This window comes from Streptomyces sp. NBC_01224 (genome assembly GCF_036002945.1).
In the GTDB taxonomy this organism is placed as follows: Bacteria; Actinomycetota; Actinomycetes; order Streptomycetales; family Streptomycetaceae; genus Streptomyces.
Map to the genome: position 1 here is coordinate 4,548,811 of NZ_CP108529.1, position 18,742 is coordinate 4,567,552.

At 68.9% G+C, this 18,742-nt stretch carries 13 protein-coding genes; 8 read left to right on the plus strand and 5 right to left on the minus strand.

Annotation, left to right across the window (positions count from 1 at the left end; genetic code table 11):
• Positions 1–170 precede the first annotated feature (170 nt).
• The 6 genes from OG609_RS20220 to OG609_RS20245 all read left to right on the plus strand — a co-directional run bounded on the left by OG609_RS20220 (position 171) and on the right by OG609_RS20245 (position 6,523).
• Positions 171–1,022, plus strand: a complete 852-nt coding sequence (locus OG609_RS20220) for a M24 family metallopeptidase (RefSeq protein WP_327274092.1) — start codon at positions 171–173, stop codon at positions 1,020–1,022.
• Entirely contained in the window at positions 1,019–2,791 is a 1,773-nt protein-coding gene (locus tag OG609_RS20225) for an SDR family oxidoreductase (protein WP_327274093.1), read from the plus strand. Before OG609_RS20220 ends, OG609_RS20225 begins: the two co-directional genes overlap by 4 nt.
• Positions 2,788–3,765 (plus strand): MerR family transcriptional regulator, encoded by a 978-nt coding sequence (locus tag OG609_RS20230; protein ID WP_442817984.1) that lies wholly within the window; start codon positions 2,788–2,790, stop codon positions 3,763–3,765. Before OG609_RS20225 ends, OG609_RS20230 begins: the two co-directional genes overlap by 4 nt.
• A gap of 165 nt (positions 3,766–3,930) precedes the next feature.
• Positions 3,931–4,473 carry an RNA 2'-phosphotransferase gene (locus OG609_RS20235; protein ID WP_327274094.1) on the plus strand — a complete coding sequence of 181 codons (543 nt, stop codon included), beginning with the start codon at positions 3,931–3,933 and terminating at the stop codon, positions 4,471–4,473.
• A gap of 92 nt (positions 4,474–4,565) precedes the next feature.
• A complete protein-coding gene (locus OG609_RS20240) occupies positions 4,566–5,465 on the plus strand; it encodes an LLM class flavin-dependent oxidoreductase (RefSeq protein ID WP_327274095.1) in 900 nt (299 codons plus the stop codon).
• A gap of 191 nt (positions 5,466–5,656) precedes the next feature.
• Positions 5,657–6,523: a Cof-type HAD-IIB family hydrolase gene (locus OG609_RS20245; RefSeq protein WP_327274096.1), complete on the plus strand. Its 867-nt coding sequence runs from the start codon at positions 5,657–5,659 to the stop codon at positions 6,521–6,523.
• Positions 6,524–6,578: 55 nt separating this feature from the next.
• Here the strand turns inward: OG609_RS20245 and OG609_RS20250 are convergent, their stop codons facing one another.
• From OG609_RS20250 to hisC, 5 genes are all read right to left on the minus strand, one after another.
• The gene (locus OG609_RS20250; RefSeq protein ID WP_327274097.1) at positions 6,579–8,285 is read right to left on the minus strand and encodes a GAF domain-containing sensor histidine kinase; all 1,707 of its coding nucleotides are present in this window, start codon (positions 8,283–8,285) and stop codon (positions 6,579–6,581) included.
• A 57-nt stretch (positions 8,286–8,342) separates the two neighbouring features.
• Positions 8,343–11,861 (minus strand): thiol reductant ABC exporter subunit CydD, encoded by a 3,519-nt coding sequence (cydD, locus tag OG609_RS20255; protein ID WP_327274098.1) that lies wholly within the window; start codon positions 11,859–11,861, stop codon positions 8,343–8,345.
• A 79-nt stretch (positions 11,862–11,940) separates the two neighbouring features.
• Positions 11,941–12,942 (minus strand): cytochrome d ubiquinol oxidase subunit II, encoded by a 1,002-nt coding sequence (gene cydB / locus OG609_RS20260; RefSeq protein WP_327274099.1) that lies wholly within the window; start codon positions 12,940–12,942, stop codon positions 11,941–11,943.
• Positions 12,943–12,960: 18 nt separating this feature from the next.
• Positions 12,961–14,472, minus strand: coding sequence for a cytochrome ubiquinol oxidase subunit I (locus OG609_RS20265; RefSeq protein WP_327274100.1), 1,512 nt, complete (start codon positions 14,470–14,472; stop codon positions 12,961–12,963).
• A gap of 305 nt (positions 14,473–14,777) precedes the next feature.
• Positions 14,778–15,857 (minus strand): histidinol-phosphate transaminase, encoded by a 1,080-nt coding sequence (gene hisC, locus OG609_RS20270; RefSeq protein ID WP_327274101.1) that lies wholly within the window; start codon positions 15,855–15,857, stop codon positions 14,778–14,780.
• Between the two features lie 368 nt (positions 15,858–16,225).
• Here hisC and OG609_RS20275 point away from each other — a divergent pair, with 368 nt between their 5' ends.
• Positions 16,226–17,338 carry a LacI family DNA-binding transcriptional regulator gene (locus OG609_RS20275; protein WP_093895110.1) on the plus strand — a complete coding sequence of 371 codons (1,113 nt, stop codon included), beginning with the start codon at positions 16,226–16,228 and terminating at the stop codon, positions 17,336–17,338.
• A 173-nt stretch (positions 17,339–17,511) separates the two neighbouring features.
• Positions 17,512–18,570 carry a metallophosphoesterase gene (locus tag OG609_RS20280; RefSeq protein WP_327274102.1) on the plus strand — a complete coding sequence of 353 codons (1,059 nt, stop codon included), beginning with the start codon at positions 17,512–17,514 and terminating at the stop codon, positions 18,568–18,570.
• Positions 18,571–18,742: the final 172 nt, after the last annotated feature.

The following is an 18,742-nucleotide window of genomic DNA, read 5'->3' on the forward strand; positions in this document are numbered from 1 at the left end:
CGGACCCGTAGGGGGCCACCACGGGGGAGGAGCCCGGAGGTCGGGGGAAGGGCCGACCCGGGTTGTCCACAGGTCTCCGCATACCTCTTGACGTAGTCGCCGGACATTGTCACATTCATCAGTGTCACGTTACGGGCACGTACCGCACACGGCAGGGAACGGACGGTGGCATGACTTCGGCAGTGAAGGACGAACCGGCCCCGGAGCTGCGGGGGTTCAGAGAAGTACAACGTCTCGCGTACGACTGCGCCGAGGCGGTCGCCGCCCGGCTCACGCCGGGGGTGACCGAGCGCGAGGCCGCCCGCATGCAGCGCGACTGGCTGCGCGAGCGCGGGGTGCGGGACTGGTTCCACCTCCCCTTCGCCTGGTTCGGGGACCGCACGGCGTTCGCCGGCTTCAAGGTGCCCCTTCAGTTCTTCCCGACCAACCGGAAGCTGGAGCCGGGGATGGCGTTCATCCTCGACATGGCCCCGGTGTACAAGGGCTTCACAGCGGACATCGGCTACTCCGGCTGTCTCGGGCTCAGTCCCCTGCACGACAAGCTCCTGGCCGATCTGGAAGTCCACCGTGAGCTGATTCTGCGCGAGGTGCGGGAGCGGCGTTCGCTGCGCGAGATCTACGAGGACGTCGAACGCCTGATGATCAAACAGGGGTACGTCAACAGACATCGCGCCTACCCCTTCGGCGTCATCGCCCACAAGATCGACCGCGTCGCCGAGCACCGCTGGTCCCCTCGTGTGTACGGCTTCGGCACCCAGTCGCTCAAGGGCCTGATGAGCGACGCGCTGCACGGACACCGGGACGGCTGGTCGCCGCTGTGGAGTCCGTACCGCTTCTCCGACCATCCGCCGCAGCCCGGGCTGTGGGCGGTCGAACCCCACCTCGGATTCCGGGGTACGGGCGCCAAGTTCGAGGAGATCCTGGTGGTCACCGACTCCAAGGACCCCGAACAGAGCGCCTTCTGGCTGGACGACGATCTGCCGCATGTGCGGCGCTGGGCCGAGGAGAGGGTGGCGGCATGAGCCTGCCGGGAGCGCGCGAGCGCCGGGTGCATACGGGCGGAATCGATCTCTGTGTCGCCGAGTTGGGCGACGAGGGACGGCCGACGATCGTCCTCGTGCACGGCTACCCGGACAGCAAGGAAGTCTGGACGGATATCGCCGGGCAACTGGCCGACCAGTGGCACGTCGTGCTGTACGACGTGCGCGGGCACGGCCGTTCCACAGCGCCGGCCCCCCTGCGCGGCGGCTTCACCCTGGAGAAGCTCACCGATGACTTCCTGGCCGTCGCCGACGCTGTGAGCCCGGACCGGCCGGTGCATCTGGTCGGGCATGACTGGGGGTCTGTCCAGTCCTGGGAGTTCGTCACGGTCAAGCGGACCGAGGGCCGGATCGCCTCGTTCACCTCGATGTCCGGGCCTTCCCTGGACCATTTCGGGCACTGGATCAAGCAGCGGATGAACCGGCCCACCCCGCGCCGGGTCGGCCAGCTGCTCGGCCAAGGCGCCAAGTCCTGGTACGTCTACATGCTGCATACGCCGATCCTGCCCGAGCTTGCCTGGCGCGGCCCGCTCGGCAAGCAGTGGCCGTGGATTCTCCAGCGACTGGAGAAGGTGCCCGCGGGTGACTATCCGACGCCCTCACTGCCCAACGATGCGGCGCACGGCGCCTGGCTCTACCGCGACAACGTCCGGGCCCGGCTGCGCAGGCCCCGTACCGACGCCTATGCGCATGTACCGGTCCAGCTGATCACGCCGACCGGCGACATCTTCCTGTCGGAGAACCTGTACGACCAACTGGAAATGTGGGTCCCCCAGTTGGTACGCCGCTCCCTGCCGGGCAAGCACTGGGTGCCGCGTACCAGGCCGGACCGGCTCGCCTCCTGGATCAGTGAGTTCGTGGCAGCCAACGAGGCGGCGCGGGAGGACGACCGGCCGGTGCAGGACACCGTGCCGACCGGGGCGTACGCGGACCGGTTCGGCGGACAGCTGGTCCTTGTGACGGGCGCGGCAGGCGGCATCGGTCGTGCCACCGCTTTCGCCTTCGCCGAGGCGGGCGCACGGGTGGTGGCCGTGGACCGGGACGCGGAGGGAGCGGCCAGGACGGCGGAGATGGCCCGGCTGATCGGCTCCCCGGCAGCCTGGGGCGAAGCGGTCGACGTCAGTGACGAACAGGCGATGGAGAAACTCGCCGAGAAGGTCGCCACCGAGTACGGCATCGTCGACGTCCTGGTCAACAACGCAGGGATCGGCCTGTCCGGCTCCTTCCTGGAGACCACGAGCGAGGACTGGAAGAATGTCCTCGACGTCAATCTGTGGGGTGTCATCCATGGCTGCCGGATCTTCGGCAAGCAGATGGCCGAACGCGGCCAGGGTGGCCATATTGTCAACACGGCTTCCGCCGCCGCCTATCAGCCTTCCCGGGCGCTGCCCGCGTACAGCACTTCCAAGGCGGCCGTGCTGATGCTCAGCGAGTGTCTGCGGGCCGAGCTCGCCGACCGGTCGATCGGGGTCAGCGCGATCTGTCCTGGCATCGTCAACACGAACATCACCGCTACGACGCACTTTGCGGGTGCCGACGCCGCGGAGGAGAAGCGTCTGCAGAAGCGGACCAGCCGGCTGTACGGGCTGCGCAACTATCCGCCGGAGAGGGTCGCCGACGCGATTCTCAAGGCAGTGGTGCGCAACCAGGCCGTCGTGCCGGTGACACCGGAGGCCCGCGGCGCCCGGTTGCTGTCCCGGTTCAGTCCCGGTGCGCTGCGCGGGATCGCCCGGCTGAAGCCGCCGCTGTGAGTGGACCCGGGCAGTCGTCCGCGGTGGTCGGCCGGTCCGCCACCGAGTACCGGATCGAGGACCTGGCGCATGCGAGCGGCGCCACGGTCCGTACGATCCGCGCCTACCAGGACCGCGGCCTGCTGCCGACGCCCGAACGGCGCGGCCGGGCCAATGTGTACCGGGACACCCACCTCGCCCGGCTCGGGCAGATCGCCGATCTGCTGGATCGCGGATACACCCTGGCCAGCATCAAGGAACTCCTGGAGGCGTGGGACACGGGCCGTGGTCTGGGCGGGGTGCTCGGGCTCGTCGCCGAGGTGCACGGCCCCTGGACGGACGAGCAGGCCGACCGGATCACCCGGTCCGAGCTGAACACCAGGTTCGGCGGCAGCCCGGACGACGAGGCGGTCGCCGAGGCGGTGGAGCTCGGCGTACTCGAACGCATCCCGGGACGGGACGACGAGTTCCTGGTTCCGAGCCCTCAAGAGCTGGCGGTGGCCGTCGAGTTGTACGCAGCCGGTGTGCCGCTCAGCGCAATTTCGGCCCATCTGAGGGAACTTCGCTGCCAGGTCGAGCAGATCGCCTCGCGCTTCCTGGAGTTCACCACGGAGCACGTCTTCGCGCGCTATCTCGGTCATCGCCCGACGACGGACTCCGACGCGGCAGAAGCGGCCGCCATGGTGCGCAGACTGCGTCCGCTCGCCCAGCAGACGGTGGACGCCGAACTGGCGCGTGCAATGAGGACGTTCGCCACCAGACATCTGCAGCACCATCTTGGCTCCGACACCCCGCTCACCTCGGAGGCCTCGACCCCCATGACGCGCCAGGTGGATCTGCCATCCGAGACGATCCGCTCCGTAGAACGACTGGTTGGTCCGGAGAACGTGTCCGCGTTCGTCGCGGCAGCGGCAGAACGCGAGTTGCAGTCAAGGACATTGGATGCACTTGTCTCATCCACCAATGAAGTAACGCACATTGCCCAAAGCGGTTGATTATTCAATGACTTGTCCACAGAATCGCCAATTAGCCTGTGGATAACTCAAGTTGGTTGTGGATCAAACCTGTAGACAAAAATTGCTACAGCGAATAAAATTGCTGTAGTGAATCGGGGTGAAATCCGGATGCGCGTGAGCGACCGCCGCGGGCACCCTGACGGGATGGACGACAGACGCACCATCAAGGTGTCCAAATACCTTTCGAAACACCTGCGCCACCAGCCGGAGCGGATCGGAATCACGCTCGACGCCAACGGCTGGGTGACGATCGACGAACTGCTGCGCGCCACGGCCCGCAACAACTTCCCCATCACCCCGGCCGAACTCGACCACGTCGTCGCCGCCAACGACAAGCAGCGCTTCGCCGTCGAGGACGGCCGCATTCGTGCGAGCCAGGGCCACACCGTCCCGGTCGATCTCGCTCTCCCGCCGGCCGAGCCGCCCATGTACCTCTACCACGGCACGGTGGGCCGCGTGCTGGACGCGATCCGCAGCGAGGGTCTGCGCCCCATGGCCCGCACACACGTCCATCTCTCGCCCGACCGCGAGACGGCGACCAGGGTCGGCGCCCGGCGCGGCCGCCCCGTCGTCCTGTCGGTGGACGCGGCCGCGATGCACCGCGCGGGCCACACCTTCTATGTCAGCGCCAACGGAGTCTGGCTCACCGCTGCCGTACCGCCCGCATTCCTGCGTTTCCGCGACTGATCCCGGCGGCTGATCCCACGACCGGTCCCACCGAGGACCAGTGCGCTTCCACAAAGACGCCCACCGGTTTTCGGACCCGTAAGGTCGTAGTCATGCGTCTGAGCACTGTGATTCTGCCCATCCACCGCTGGAGCGAGGGCCAAAAGGTCTGGCAGCACGCCGAAGAGCTGGGGTTCCACGCCGCCTACACCTACGACCATCTGGCCTGGCGGACCTTCCGCGACGGGCCGTGGTTCGGCGCGGTACCGACCCTCACCGCCGCGGCCGCCGCCACCCAGCGGCTGCGCCTGGGCACCCTCGTCACCTCCCCCAACTTCCGGCACCCCGTCACGCTCGCCAAGGACCTCATCACGCTGGACGACGTCTCCGACGGACGCGTCACCCTCGGCATCGGCGCGGGCGGCAACGGCTTCGATGCCACGACGCTGCGCCGGAGCGACGAGGAGCCGTGGACCCCGCGCGAACGGGCCGACCACTTCGATGAGTTCGTACCACTGCTCGACCAGCTGCTGCGCGAGCCCTCGGTGACGCACGAAGGCCGGTTCTACGCGGCGAACGAGGCCCGGAACATCCCCGGCTGTGTGCAGCGGCCCCGGCTTCCGTTCGCAGTGGCCGCCACCGGGCCGCGCGGGATGAAGCTCGCCGCGCAGTACGGCCAGGCCTGGGTCACCACGGGCGACCCGAAGCTGTACGAAGCGGGGACCCCGGAGCAGTCCGTTGAGGCCATCCGCGGGCAGCTCACCAAGCTGGGCACGGCCTGCGAGTCCATCGGCCGGGATGTCGGCGAGCTGGACAAGATCCTTCTCACCGGTTTCACGCCGGACCGCCCACTGCAGTCCTTCGACGCCTTCGTGGATTTCGCGGGCACACACTTCGCACTGGGCTTCACGGAGATCGTCATTCACTCGCCGATCCCGGACTCCGACTTCGCGGCGGACGAGAAGGTCTTCGAGCGTATCGCCACCGAGGGCCTTGCCCAGCTCGGACGCTGACAGGCCCAGCTCGGCTACTGACGGATCCGGCTCGACCGCCGACCGGACGGCCACAAGCGCCGATCGGCCCGGCACTACCGCTCGAGAACCACTGGCATATGCACCAGGCATGTTCCCCTGGTCAGGGGCGCGCATCCTCATATGTGCGCCCCTCTGCACGCCCGTGCGCCTTCGTACGCGAGAATGGGCGGGTGACCTCAGCTACCGAATCGCCCTCTCCTGCCGCTCCCCGGCTGATCGCCACCGACCTGGACGGCACCCTGCTGCGCGACGACAAGACCGTCTCGGACCGTACGGTCGCCGCGCTCGCCGCCGCCGAGGAGGCCGGTATCGAGGTCTTCTTCGTCACTGGACGCCCGGCCCGCTGGATGGATGTCGTCAGCGATCACGTCCACGGACACGGCCTGGCGATCTGCGCGAACGGTGCCGCGGTCGCGGATCTGCATGCGGACGGCAAGTTGGTCAAGGTCCGTCCGCTGGAGCGCGGCATCGCCCTCGACGTCGTGCACACACTGCGCGCCGCCGCCCCCGGCGCCTCCTTCGCCGTCGAACTGACCACCGGCATCCACTACGAACCGGCCTACCCGCCCTTCAACCTGGACCCGGGTGCCACCGTCGCCATCGCCGAGAAGCTGCTCCACGAGGAGACACCCGGTACCGGCGCCCCCGTGCTGAAGCTCCTCGCCCACCACGCCGAACTGGCCCCGGACGACTTCCTCGCCCTGGCCCGTACGGCAGCCGGCCACCGAGCCTCCTTCACCCGGTCCAGCCCCACGGCCCTGCTGGAAGTCAGCGGCCCCGGAGTCTCCAAAGCCAGCACCCTGGCGCTCTGCTGCGCCGAGCGCGGCATCTCGCCCGCCGAGGTCGTCGCCTTCGGCGACATGCCCAACGACGTGGAGATGCTGCGCTGGGCCGGCACGTCGTACGCGATGGGCAACGCCCACCCCGCCGCAATCGCCGCCGCCTCCGGCCGGACCGCCACCAACGGCGACGACGGCGTCGCGGTAGTCATCGAGCGGATCCTCACCGAGCGCCGGACGGCCGGCGCGGCACGCTGAGGCCCGCGCCCGGCAGCGTCCCCGCCGGCCGGATCCCCTGAGCGCCCGACCGCCCTCAGATCGGCGCCTCCCACACCACCGTCGTGCCGCCCCCGTCCTCCCCGATGCCGGGCCCGAACCAGCTCGCACCGCCGAGGGATTCCGCCCGGCGCGCCAGATTCCGCAGCCCGCTGCGCCGACCTCCCTCCGGGATGCCCACTCCGTCGTCGGCGACCGACAGCCGCACCGCGTCCCTCCCGTCGGGCAGCGTGGCGGTTGCATCGACGACCACGTCGATCAACGACGCCTCGGCATGCCGGAAGGCATTGGACAGCGCCTCCCGCAGCGCAGCGATCAGGTTCTTGCCGGTCAGCTCGCCGACCAGCGAGTCGACCGGGCCGAGGAAGCGGTGCGAGGGCTTGAAGCCCAGCGGGACCGCCGCCATGTTGATCTCACGCAGGACGCGGGTGCGCAGCCCGGACGGCGCCTCGGCCGGCTCCTGCTGCAGTGCGAAGATCGCGGTACGGATCTCCTGGATGGTCACGTCCAGTTCGTCGACCGCCCGGCCGACACCCGTCTGCACCTCGGGCACGACCGACCGGCGCTGGGCGCTCTCCAACATCATCCCGGTGGCGAACAGCCGCTGGATGACCAGGTCGTGCAGATCGCGGGCGATCCGGTCGCGGTCCTCGTACACCGCGAGCCGCTCCCGGTCCCGCTGCGCCTCGGCCATCATCAGCGCGAGTGCGGCCTGCGAGGCGAACTGGGTGGCAAGGGTGCGTTCCGTCTCCGTGAATGGCCTTTCGCCGCGGGCGCGGGGGGTGGCGAGCGCGCCCAGCACCCGGCCACCGCTGTGCAGGGGCAGCAGCATGCTGGGGCCGAACCGGTGGGCCAGCGTGGTGACCATACGGGGATCGGTGGCCGAGTCGTCCACGAAGACCCCCTCGCCGTCCAGCAGCTTCGTAACCACCGGGCTCTCCGGCCCGATGATCACCCCCAGCTGGCCTGAAGGGTTGTCCGCGGAGACGGCGACGATCTCCAGACCGCCCTCCTCGGCCGGCAGCAGCACGATCCCGGCGGCGGACGCGGCAAGATGGCGGGCCTGTTCGGCGACGACGGAGAGCGCGTCGTCGGCGTCACCGCCGGACAGCAAGGCGGTGGTCACGGCCACCGAGCCGTCGATCCACCGCTCGCGCTGGCGTGCCGCCTCGTACAGCCGGGCGTTGCCGATGGCGATCCCGGCCTCCGTGGCGAGCACCCGCACCATGTGCAGGTCGTAGTCGTTGAACTCGCCCCCGTCGTCCTTCTCGGCCAGATAGAGATTTCCGAAGATCTCTCCCTGTACCCGGATCGGGACGCCGAGAAAGCTCCGCATCGGGGGATGGCCGGGCGGGAATCCGGCGAACCTCGGATCGGCCGTCAGATCGGCGAGCTTCACCGGTACCGGGTCGTGGATCAGTGCACCGAGCAGCCCCCGGTGCCCGTCCGGGCGACGGCCGATCTCGTGCGCCACCTCGTCCGAAACTCCGTACGTGACGAAATCTGAGAGTCCCGCACCCTCCTCGTCGACGACGCCGATGGCGGCGTAGCGGGAGTGGGCGAGTTCCGCCGCCGTCTCACAGATCCGGTCGAGGGTGGAGTGCAGTTCGAGGCCCGTGCCGACCGAACGCATGGCTTCCAGCAGCTGCGGTACACGGGCGGTGAGTTCGGTGGACAGGCCCTGCAGGCTGCGTGTCGCCTGCGTCGCGGCTTCGAGTGAGTCCTTCGGGTCCTGCTCTGGCATACCCCGAGAGTAGTTAGTCCCTATTGGGGAGGAAAGTCGGCTATCGTGCCGCCCGGCTCATGCCCGTACGCCCACGGCGTCCTCGGGCACCCGTACGGTCTCCCGCTCGCGCTCCAACATCCGGCGCAGCGGCCCCTCCTCAGCGGCGAGACCGGCGTACGGTCCCCGCTGCACGACCCGGCCGGCATCCAGCACCACCACCTCGTCGACGGCTTCGAGCCCTTGGAGGCGGTGGGTGATCAAAACCGTCGTACGCCCCCGGGTGGCGGCCAGCAGGTCCGCGGTCAGGGCGTCCGCGGTCGCCAGGTCGAGATGTTCCGCGGGCTCGTCCAGAACGAGTACGGGAAAGTCGGCGAGGATCGCCCGGGCCAGCGCGAGGCGCTGACGCTGGCCGCCGGAGAGGCGTGCGCCGTGTTCGCCGACAAGGGTGTCGAGCCCGTCGGGCAGCGCCTCGGCCCAGTCGAGCAGCCGTGCCCGGTCGAGAGCGGCCCGCAGTTCCTCGTCCGTCGCACCGGTACGGGCCAGCCGCAGGTTCTCCCGGATGGAACTGTCGAAGATATGGGCGTCCTGGGCACACAGCCCGACGAACTGCCGGACCGTGTCCCCCTCCAGTGCGGAGGCGTCGACACCGCCGATCCGGTAGGTCCCCGCCCGTGCGTCCAGGAAACGGAGCAGGACCTGCGCGAGGGTCGTCTTCCCGGAGCCGGAGGGCCCGACGACGGCGATGCGCCGGCCGGCCGTCAGCCTCAGGTCGACGGAGTCCAGGGCGTCCCGCCCCGCTCCCGCGTACCGGGCCGACAGTCCCCGCACCTCCAGCGGGAAGGGCGATCCGGGTGTCTCGGCCGGGCTGCCGGGTTCATGCACGGGCAGTGGGGCGTCCAGCACCTCGTACACCCGCTCCGCACTCCGCTTGACCCGCTGCCGGTACTGCACGGCGAGCGGCAGACCGGTCACGGCCTCGAAGGCGGCCAGCGGCGTGAGTACCACCACCGCGAGTTCCACGCCCGCGAGCCGCCCGTCGTACACGGCGGGGAGGGAGACGAGGGCGGTGGCGACGACGGTGAGGCCGCTGATCAGAGCGATGAGACCGCCGCCGAGCGCGGTGGCGGTGGCCGCGCGGGCGGCGATGCGGGTCAGGACGCCGTCGGCCGCCCGGGTCCGCTCCGAGCGGGCGGGCAGGGCACCCGCGACGGTCAGTTCGGCGGTCCCGCCGAGCAGGTCCGTGATCCGGGTGGCCAGATCGGCACGTGCGGGGGCCAGTTGGCGTTCCGCGTGGCGAGAGCAGGCGCCGCTCACCAGCGGCACTCCCACTCCGGCCAGCAGCAGTCCGGCGGCCAGCACGACGCCTGCCGCAGGCAGCAGCCAGCCGATGAATCCGGCGGTCGCCGCCCCCACGACCACGGCGGTCCCGGCGGGCAGCAGCCAGCGCAGCCAGTAGTCCTGCAAGGCGTCGACATCGGCGACGAGCCGGGAGAGCAGGTCCCCGCGCCGGGTGCGGCGCAGACCGGCCGGCGCGATGCGCTCCAGCCCTCGGTAGACCGCGACGCGCAGTTCGGCGAGCATCTTGAGCACGGCGTCGTGCGACACCAGGCGCTCGGCGTAGCGGAAGACGGCTCGTCCGAGGCCGAAGGCGCGGGTCGCGGTCACGGCGACCATCAGATAGAGCACCGGGGGCTGCTCGGAGGCGCGGGAGATCAGCCAGCCGGAGACGGCCATGAGCCCGACGGCCGAGCCCAGGGCGAGGCTTCCCAGCAGCAGCGCGAGTGCCAGCTGTCCGCGCTGTGCCCCTGCGGCCTCCCTGACCCGGGCCAGGACCTGCCCCGGGCGGGCCGCGGTGTCCCGCAGCACCCCGGGCTCCGGCACAGCGTCACTCTCGCCGGCGGGTGCACTCGCCGGCCGTGGTACGGCGGCGGACACCTCGGGCTTCTCCGGCCGAAGTGTCACGCCCGGTTCCAGTGTCACCACCCGGTCGGCCACCGAGAGCAGGGCCGGGCGGTGCACGACCAGCAGCACGGTCCGCCCCGCCGCCAGCCTTCGTACCGCCTCGACGATGCCCGCTTCCGTCTCGCCGTCCAGGCTCGCGGTCGGCTCGTCGAGCAGCAGCAGCGGCCGGTCGGCGAGGAAGGCCCGCGCGAGCGCGAGGCGCTGGCGCTGGCCGGCGGAGAGGCCCGCACCGTCCTCGCCGAGGAGCGTCTGCGCGCCGTCCGGCAGTTCCGCCACGAAGTCGTACGCCCCCGCGTCCCGCAGCGCCGCAGTCACGGCGCCGTCGTCCGCGTCCGGCCGGGCCAGCCGTACGTTCTCCGCGATCGTGCCTGCGAAAAGATACGGGCGCTGCGGCACCCAGGCGATCCGTTCCCGCCAGTGCTCGGGTGCCAGCGCCGCCAGATCGACGCCACCGATCCGCACCCGCCCCTCGTCGGGTGCCGTGAATCCCAGCACCACATCGAGCAAGGTGGATTTCCCGACGCCGCTCGGGCCGACCAGGGCAACGGTCTCCCCCTCGTCCACCACCAACGAGGCCCCGTCCAGCGAAGCTTCGGTACGGCCTTCATGCCGTACGGTCACCCCCTCAAGCTCCAGCCGCAGCGACTCCGGGGTGTGCTCCGTACCGCCCGGCCGGGGCTCGGTCTCCAGGACCGAGAAGATCTCCTCCGCGGCCGAGAGCCCCTCAGCGGCCGCGTGGTACTGCGCGCCGACCTGGCGGATCGGCAGATAGGCCTCGGGCGCCAGGATCAGCACCACCAGGCCGGTGTAGAGGTCGAGTTCGCCGTGCACGAGCCTCATACCGATGGTGACGGCGACGAGGGCCACCGACAGGGTCGCCAGCAGCTCCAGGGCAAAGGACGACAGGAACGCGATCCGCAGCGTCCGCAGCGTGGCCCGCCGGTACTGCGAGGTGATGGTGCGGATGGATTCGGCCTGGGCCTTGGCCCGGCCGAAGACCTTCAGCGTCGGCAGTCCGGCGACCACGTCGAGGAAGTGCCCGGAGAGCCGGGACAACAGCCGCCACTGGCGGTCCATCCGCGACTGGGTGGCCCAGCCGATCAGGATCATGAAGAGCGGGATGAGCGGCAGCGTGACCACGATGATCGCTGCCGAGACCCAGTCCTCGGTGACGATCCTGGCAAGGACCGCCACCGGGACAACCACCGCGAGTCCGAGCTGCGGCAGATAACGCGCGAAGTAGTCGTCGAGGGCGTCGACCCCACGGGTGGCAAGCGCCACCAGGGAGCCGGTGCGCTGCCCGCTCAGCCAGCCGGGCCCGAGCGCCGCGGCCCGCTCCAGCAGCCGGCTGCGGAGTTCGGACTTGACTGCCGCGCTGGCCCGGTATGCGGCCAGTTCGGTCAGCCACGAGACCAGCCCCCGGCCGAGCGCGACGGCCGCGAGCATGATCAGCGGAGTCCGCAGACCGGAGACGGCCAGTCCGTCCTCGAACCCGCCCACCACCACTTCGGCGATGAGCATGGCCTGGGCGATGACCAGCGCCGCCCCGACAACTCCGAGTGCCACCACGGCTGCCAGGAAGAGGCGGGTGGCGCGGGCGTAGCGGAGCAGGCGCGGGTCGATCGGTTTCACGTGAAACAGCCCCCAGTGAGCTCGGTCGGCGGACCTGGGCCTGTCCGGCGGATCAGGGTCGGGCAGGCCCCAGGTGCGTTCAGTGCGCTTCGGCGATGTGCTGCGTACCGATGCGCTTACGGAACACCCAGTACGTCCAGCCCTGGTAGAGCAGGACGACCGGGGTGGCGATCCCCGCGCACCAGGTCATGATCTTCAGCGTGTACGGGGTGGACGAGGCGTTGGTGACCGTGAGGCTCCAGGCGTCGTTCAGCGAGGACGGCATGACGTTCGGGAAGAGCGTCAGGAAGAGCATCGCGACCGCGGCCACGATGGTCACGCCGGAGAGCGCGAACGACCAGCCCTCGCGTCCCGCCGCGATCGCACCGATCGCGCCGACCAGTGCCACCACGGTGGTGATCATCGCCAGCAGGCTCCAGCCGTCGCCGTTGTCGATCTGGGTCCAGATCAGGAAGCCGAGTGCGAGCACCGCGGTGACCGGCCCGAGCTTCAGCGCCAGCTTGCGCGCCCGCCCCCGGATGTCCCCGACGGTCTTGAGTCCCGCGAACACGGCACCATGGAAGGTGAAGAGGGTGAGCGTGACCAGTCCGCCGAGGATGGCGTACGGGTTGAGCAGGTCCCAGAAGGTGCCCACGTACTCCATGTCGGCGTCGATCTTCACGCCGCGCACGATGTTCCCGAAGGCCACGCCCCAGAGCAGGGCCGGGATCAGCGAGGTCCAGAAGATCGCGTGTTCCCAGTTGGTCTGCCACTTCTCCTCGGGACGCTTCGACCGGTACTCGAAGGCGACACCTCGCACGATCAGGCAGACCAGGATGATCAGCAGCGGCAGGTAGAAGCCGGAGAACAGGGTGGCGTACCACTCGGGGAAGGCGGCGAAGGTCGCACCGCCCGCGGTGAGCAGCCACACTTCATTGCCGTCCCAGACGGGCCCGATCGTATTGATCAGAACCCGCCGCTCCTTGCGGTCGCGGGCCAGCAGCTTGGTGAGGACACCGATCCCGAAGTCGAATCCCTCCAGGAAGAAGTAGCCGGTCCAGAGGACGGCGATGAGCACGAACCAGACGTCGTGGAGTTCCATCTCTCAGCTCCTCTGCTCTCAGTAGGAGAAGGCCATCGGCCGGTCGGCGTCGTCATGGTCGTCGCCGCCGATCTTGGTGGGCGGGTTGAGGTCGGCCTCCGTGAGCTCCGGCGGTCCGGCCTTGATGTACTTCACGAGCAGCTTGACCTCGATCACCGCGAGCGCGGCGTAGAGCAGGGTGAAGCCGATCATCGAGGTGAGTACCTCGCCCTGCGAGGTGCCGGGGGAGACCGCGTCGCGGGTCTGGAGCACGCCGTAGACGACCCAGGGCTGGCGGCCCATCTCGGTGAAGATCCAGCCCCAGGAGTTGGCGATCAACGGGAAGAGCAGCGTCCAGAGCGCGACGATCCAGTAGCACTTGGCGAGCTTCGGGCTGAGTGCCTTGTTCTTGAAGAGGACGAGGTGGGGCACTTCGTCCTCACCGGTCCTCATTCCCGGCGGCAGCATGAACTTCCTTCGCGTCAGCCACAGTCCGAGGATGCCGAGGGCGAAGGACGCCATTCCGAAGCCGATCATCCAGCGGAAGCTCCAGAACGCGACCGGGATGTTGGGCCGGTAGTCACCGGGACCGAACTTCTCCTGCTCGGCCTTGTTGATGTCATTGATGCCAGGGACGTACGAAGTGAAGCTGTCGTCCGCGAGGAAGGACAGTATCCCCGGGATTGAGATCTCCACGGTGTTGTGGCCCTTGGCCACATCGCCGACCGCGAAGATCGAGAAGGGTGCCGAGTCCTGCCCCTCCCAGAGCGCCTCGGCGGCGGCCATCTTCATCGGCTGCTGCTTGAACATGACCTTGCCGAGCTGGTCACCGCTGATGGCGGTGAGAAGTCCGGCGATCACCACGGTGACCAGTCCGAGCCGCAGCGAGGTCCGCATCACCGGGATGTGCTTCTTGCGCGCCAGATGGAACGCGGCGATACCGACCATGAACGCGCCTCCGACCAGGAAGGCAGCGGTGATGGTGTGGAAGAACTGGGCGAGCGCGGTGTTCTGGGTGAGCACATGCCAGAAGTCGGTGAGCTCGGCCCGGCCGCGCTCCTTGTTGATCCGGTAGCCGACCGGGTGCTGCATCCAGGAGTTGGCCGCCAGGATGAAGTACGCGGACAGGATGGTCCCGATGGAGACCATCCAGATGCAGGCGAGATGGATCTTCTTCGGCAGCTTGTCCCAGCCGAAGATCCACAGCCCGATGAACGTGGACTCGAAGAAGAAGGCGATCAGTGCCTCGAACGCGAGCGGGGCACCGAAGATGTCGCCGACGAACCGTGAGTAGTCGGACCAGTTCATACCGAACTGGAACTCTTGGACGATGCCGGTGACGACACCCATGGCGATGTTGATCAGGAAGAGCTTTCCCCAGAATTTCGTCGCTCTGAGGTACTTCTCGTTGTTCGTCCGCACCCAGGCGGTCTGCAGGCCGGCGGTGAGCGCAGCGAGAGAGATCGTCAGTGGGACGAACAGGAAGTGGTAGACGGTGGTGATACCGAACTGCCATCGCGCCAGGGTTTCCGGCGCCAGAGCTAGCTCCACGTCGTCTTCTCCTTAAGTCGCCGTAGTGACACCGGCAGTTTGCCCTTTTAATCCGACTAATCATGGGAGGAAACAGGACACGCTTGTGAACGCGTTCACATTCACAAGCAATTATGACGCACAGACTTTCGGGACGTTCGGGCGGGGTACCCCTCTTGGGGCGTTTCGATCAATCCCCCCGAAGCAGACACATGGAAGCGGCACGTTCCGGGCACCCCTCAGGCCTCGAACGCAAAGGCCCCGCACCTCGGCGAACGAGGTGCGGGGCCCTGGGCCTTCCGAGTGCGCAGGCGGCCTGCGCCGCTCTACAGCTCCTTGCGGTACGACTCCGTCACCTTCAGGAACAGATCGTTCGCCTCGTCCTCCCCGATCGAGACCCGCACACCCTCGCCTGCGAACGGCCTGACCACCACGCCGGCCCGCTCACACACCGCGGCGAAGTCGGCAGTACGGTCCCCGAGCCGCAGCCAGACGAAGTTCGCCTGCGACTCCGGCACGGTCCACCCCTGGTCCACCAGCGTCCGCTGCACCCGCTCGCGCTCACACACCAAGGAGCCGACCCTCCCCAGGAGTTCGTCCTCGGCGCGCAGCGAGGCCACCGCCGCATCCTGCGCGAGCTGGCTGACCCCGAAGGGCACCGCCGTCTTGCGCAGCGCGGCCGCCACCGGCTCGTGAGCCACGGCGAAACCGACCCGCAGACCGGCCAGGCCGTACGCCTTGGAGAACGTCCGCAGCACCGCCACATTGGGCCGGTCCCGGTAGATCTCGATGCCGTCCGGCACCTCGACGTCGCGAATGAACTCCCTGTACGCCTCGTCGAGCACCACCAGGACATCGCCCGGCACCCGGTCCAGGAAACGCTCCAGCTCGGCCCGGCGCACAACGGTGCCGGTCGGGTTGTTCGGGTTGCAGACGAAGATCATCCGGGTGCGGTCCGTGATCGCGTCCGCCATGGCGTCGAGGTCGTGCACCTCACCGCTGGTCAGCGGAACCTTCACCGACGTCGCACCGCTGACCTGCGTGATGATCGGGTACGCCTCGAAGGAGCGCCAGGCGTAGATGACCTCGTCACCCGGGCCCGAGGTGGCCTGGAGCAGCTGCTGCGCCACACCGACCGAGCCGGTTCCGGTGGCGAGGTGCGAGACGGGTACACCGAAACGGTCGGCCAGCTCGTTCATCAGACCGGTGCAGGCCATGTCCGGATAGCGATTGAAGTTCGCTGCCGCGGCCAGGGCGGACTCCATCACCCCGGGCAGCGGCGGATACGGGTTCTCGTTGGAGGACAGCTTGAACGCAACCGGTCCGCCGACGGCAGCCGGCTTGCCCGGTACATAGGCGGGAACGCCGTCCAGCTCGGCGCGCAGCTTGGGGCTCGTCTCGCTCACCGCAGGTCCTCCTCGACCGTCTGTACACATCAATACTGCTCACCTTATGAGGATTGGGCGCTGCTGCGAATGGCCGAACGTCCAATCATCCCGTGCGACCGGGAAGGGGGGAGCGTTTCCCTCCCTGACGTGCGCCGGTGGCTCACTCCGTGGCGCGCGTCCCTCGAAGAGGTGAGATGAGACCTCTTCGAGACATCGGCCATTTAGTAGGCCCATCGGGTTCGATACGTGACACATTGCGATCGATCCCACCAACGCCCTTTACTTACAAGGCATTTGGCCCTTATTGATCATGCAGAAACGTGCCTGTCAACAAGTGAATATGCGACCGGGCCAACCTCCCGTCCGCGCCCTACTATCGGCTCGCCATGACAGCAGCAGGGAAGCACCAGGTGAGCCGGGCGGAGACACCCCGGCGCGGCGGCCGGCAAGGACGAGCGGGAATCCGGGATGTGGCCGCCGCCGCCGGAGTCTCCATCACGACCGTCTCCGACGCGCTCAACGGCAAGGGCAGGCTCCCGGACGCCACCCGCCGCCATGTCCGCGAGGTCGCAGAGCGCCTGGGCTACCGCCCTTCCGCCGCGGCCCGAACCCTCCGTACCGGCAAGTCCGGCCTCATCGGCCTGACCGTGACGACCTACGGGGACGAACCTTTCACCTTCACCGAATTCGCCTACTTCGCCGAGATGGCCAGAGCGGCCACCTCCGCCGCGCTCGCCCGCGGCTACGCCCTCGTCATCCTGCCCGCCACCTCACGCCACGACGTCTGGTCGAACGTCGCTCTCGACGGCACCGTCGTGATCGACCCCTCCGACCAGGACCCGGTCGTCACGGAGCTCGTACGCCAGGGGCTGCCCGTCGTCTCGGACGGCCGGCCGGCCGGAACCCTCCCGGTCACCGCCTGGGTCGACAACGACCACCGGGCCGCCGTGCTCGACCTCCTCGACCATCTCGCCGCCGCCGGGGCCCGCCGCATCGGCCTGCTCACCGGCACCACCACCGACACGTACACCCGTCTCTCCACCACCGCGTACCTCCATTGGTGCGAGCGCGTGGGACAGGCCCCGGTGTACGAGTCCTACCCCGCCCACGACCCGTGCGCGGGTGCGGTCGCCGCCGACCGGCTGCTCGCCCGCCCGGACCGGCCCGACGCCGTCTACGGGCTCTTCGACCCCAATGGAACCGATCTGCTGGCGGCCGCCCGCCGGTACGGTCTGCGCGTCCCCGAGGACCTTCTGCTGGTCTGCTGCAGCGAGTCCACCGTGTACGCGACGACCGAGCCCCCCATCACCACGCTCTCGCTCAAGCCGCGCAGAATCGGCACCGCGGTCGTCCAGCTCCTGATCGACGCCATCGAAGGTGTGAAGCACGACGGACCGGTGGAGCAGGTCATACCGACAGAGCTCATCGTCCGGACGTCCTCGCAACGCCGTCCGCCCCGCACCACGGTCAGCGCACCGCGCTCTCCCGCCGGGGATTGATCAGGCGATTTCGGACCAAACGGTCGGTGAACCTGATGTGCGCCCGGATTCACCACCCCTGGTGCGTCACACAGCACGATCCGCATTCCTATGATGGGCGCACGACACCGCGGACCGCCCCGACCAGCAGGGCCCGTCAGGTGTACGGCGGCGCGACGGTGGTGGAGGGGTCGATGACACAGGGGGCCGGTCAGGAACCCGTGGTGCGGACTGCGACGTTGCGTGACTTCCGCGTACCGCCCTATGCGCAGACTCCGGTGCCACCTTCACCGCCGCACCCGGGCAATGCCGTTCCGGGAGACGAGCTGCCGGAGGGGTACACACCCACCGCGCGCGACCTTCCCGTGATCAACCGCGGCGACACGGTCCAAGTGCGGGCCGTCCCCGACCCGCGGCCCGTACCGGATCCAGGCCTCGGGCCGCTGTACGTCGTCGGCGATGTCCACGGCTATCTGGACGAACTCCACGCCGCCCTCGCCGAACAGGGCCTCATCGACGCCGAGGGCAACTGGTCGGCGGGCAATGCCCGGCTCTGGTTCCTCGGCGACTTCACCGACCGGGGCCCCGACGGCATCGGCGTCATCGACCTCGTGATGCGCCTCTCCGCCGAGGCCGCAGCCGCGGGAGGCTACTGCAAGGCCCTGATGGGCAATCACGAACTGCTGCTCATCGGCGCCAAGCGGTTCGGCGACACCCCGGTCAACTCCGGCGCGGGTACAGCCACCTTCCAGGCCGCCTGGCTGCTCAACGGCGGCCAGAAGAACGACATGGAGCGTCTTCAGGACGTCCACCTCCAGTGGATGTCACGGCTCGACGCGATCGTCGAGGAGGACGGGCATCTGCTGATGCACTCCGACACGACGGCGTACCTCGACTACGGCGCCACCATCGAGGACGTCAACGACACCGTGCACGCCATTCTCACGCGTAACGACGCCGATGAGTGCTGGGACCTCTTCCGGAAGCTCACCAAGCGGTTCGCCTTCCGCGACGAGGCGGGGCCGCAGGCCGTCCGGGAGCTGATGTCGGCCTACGGCGGTCAGCGCATCGTCCATGGTCACAGCCCCATTCCGTACCTTCTCGGCGAGGTCGGCTCGGAGGACGGCGAAGACGGCTCCGGCCCCGTGGTCGAAGGCCCGCACGTCTACGCGGACGGGCTCGCCATCGCCATGGACGGTGGAGTGACCATGGCCGGAAAGCTACTGGTCGTCCAACTGCCCCTGCATGACTGACATTCTTCTGGGAAGACGCATCCACGACCTGACCACGCAGACCGCTGGGCCGATTTCCGGAAACCCCCTGTCACCCCGTGCCGTGGGCGCTCTACCATCGGCGTATCAGTAGCAGGCTCTCCTCCGTTTCCGCCCAACTGCCCGGTCCAAGCGGGTACTCAGGCCCTACGGA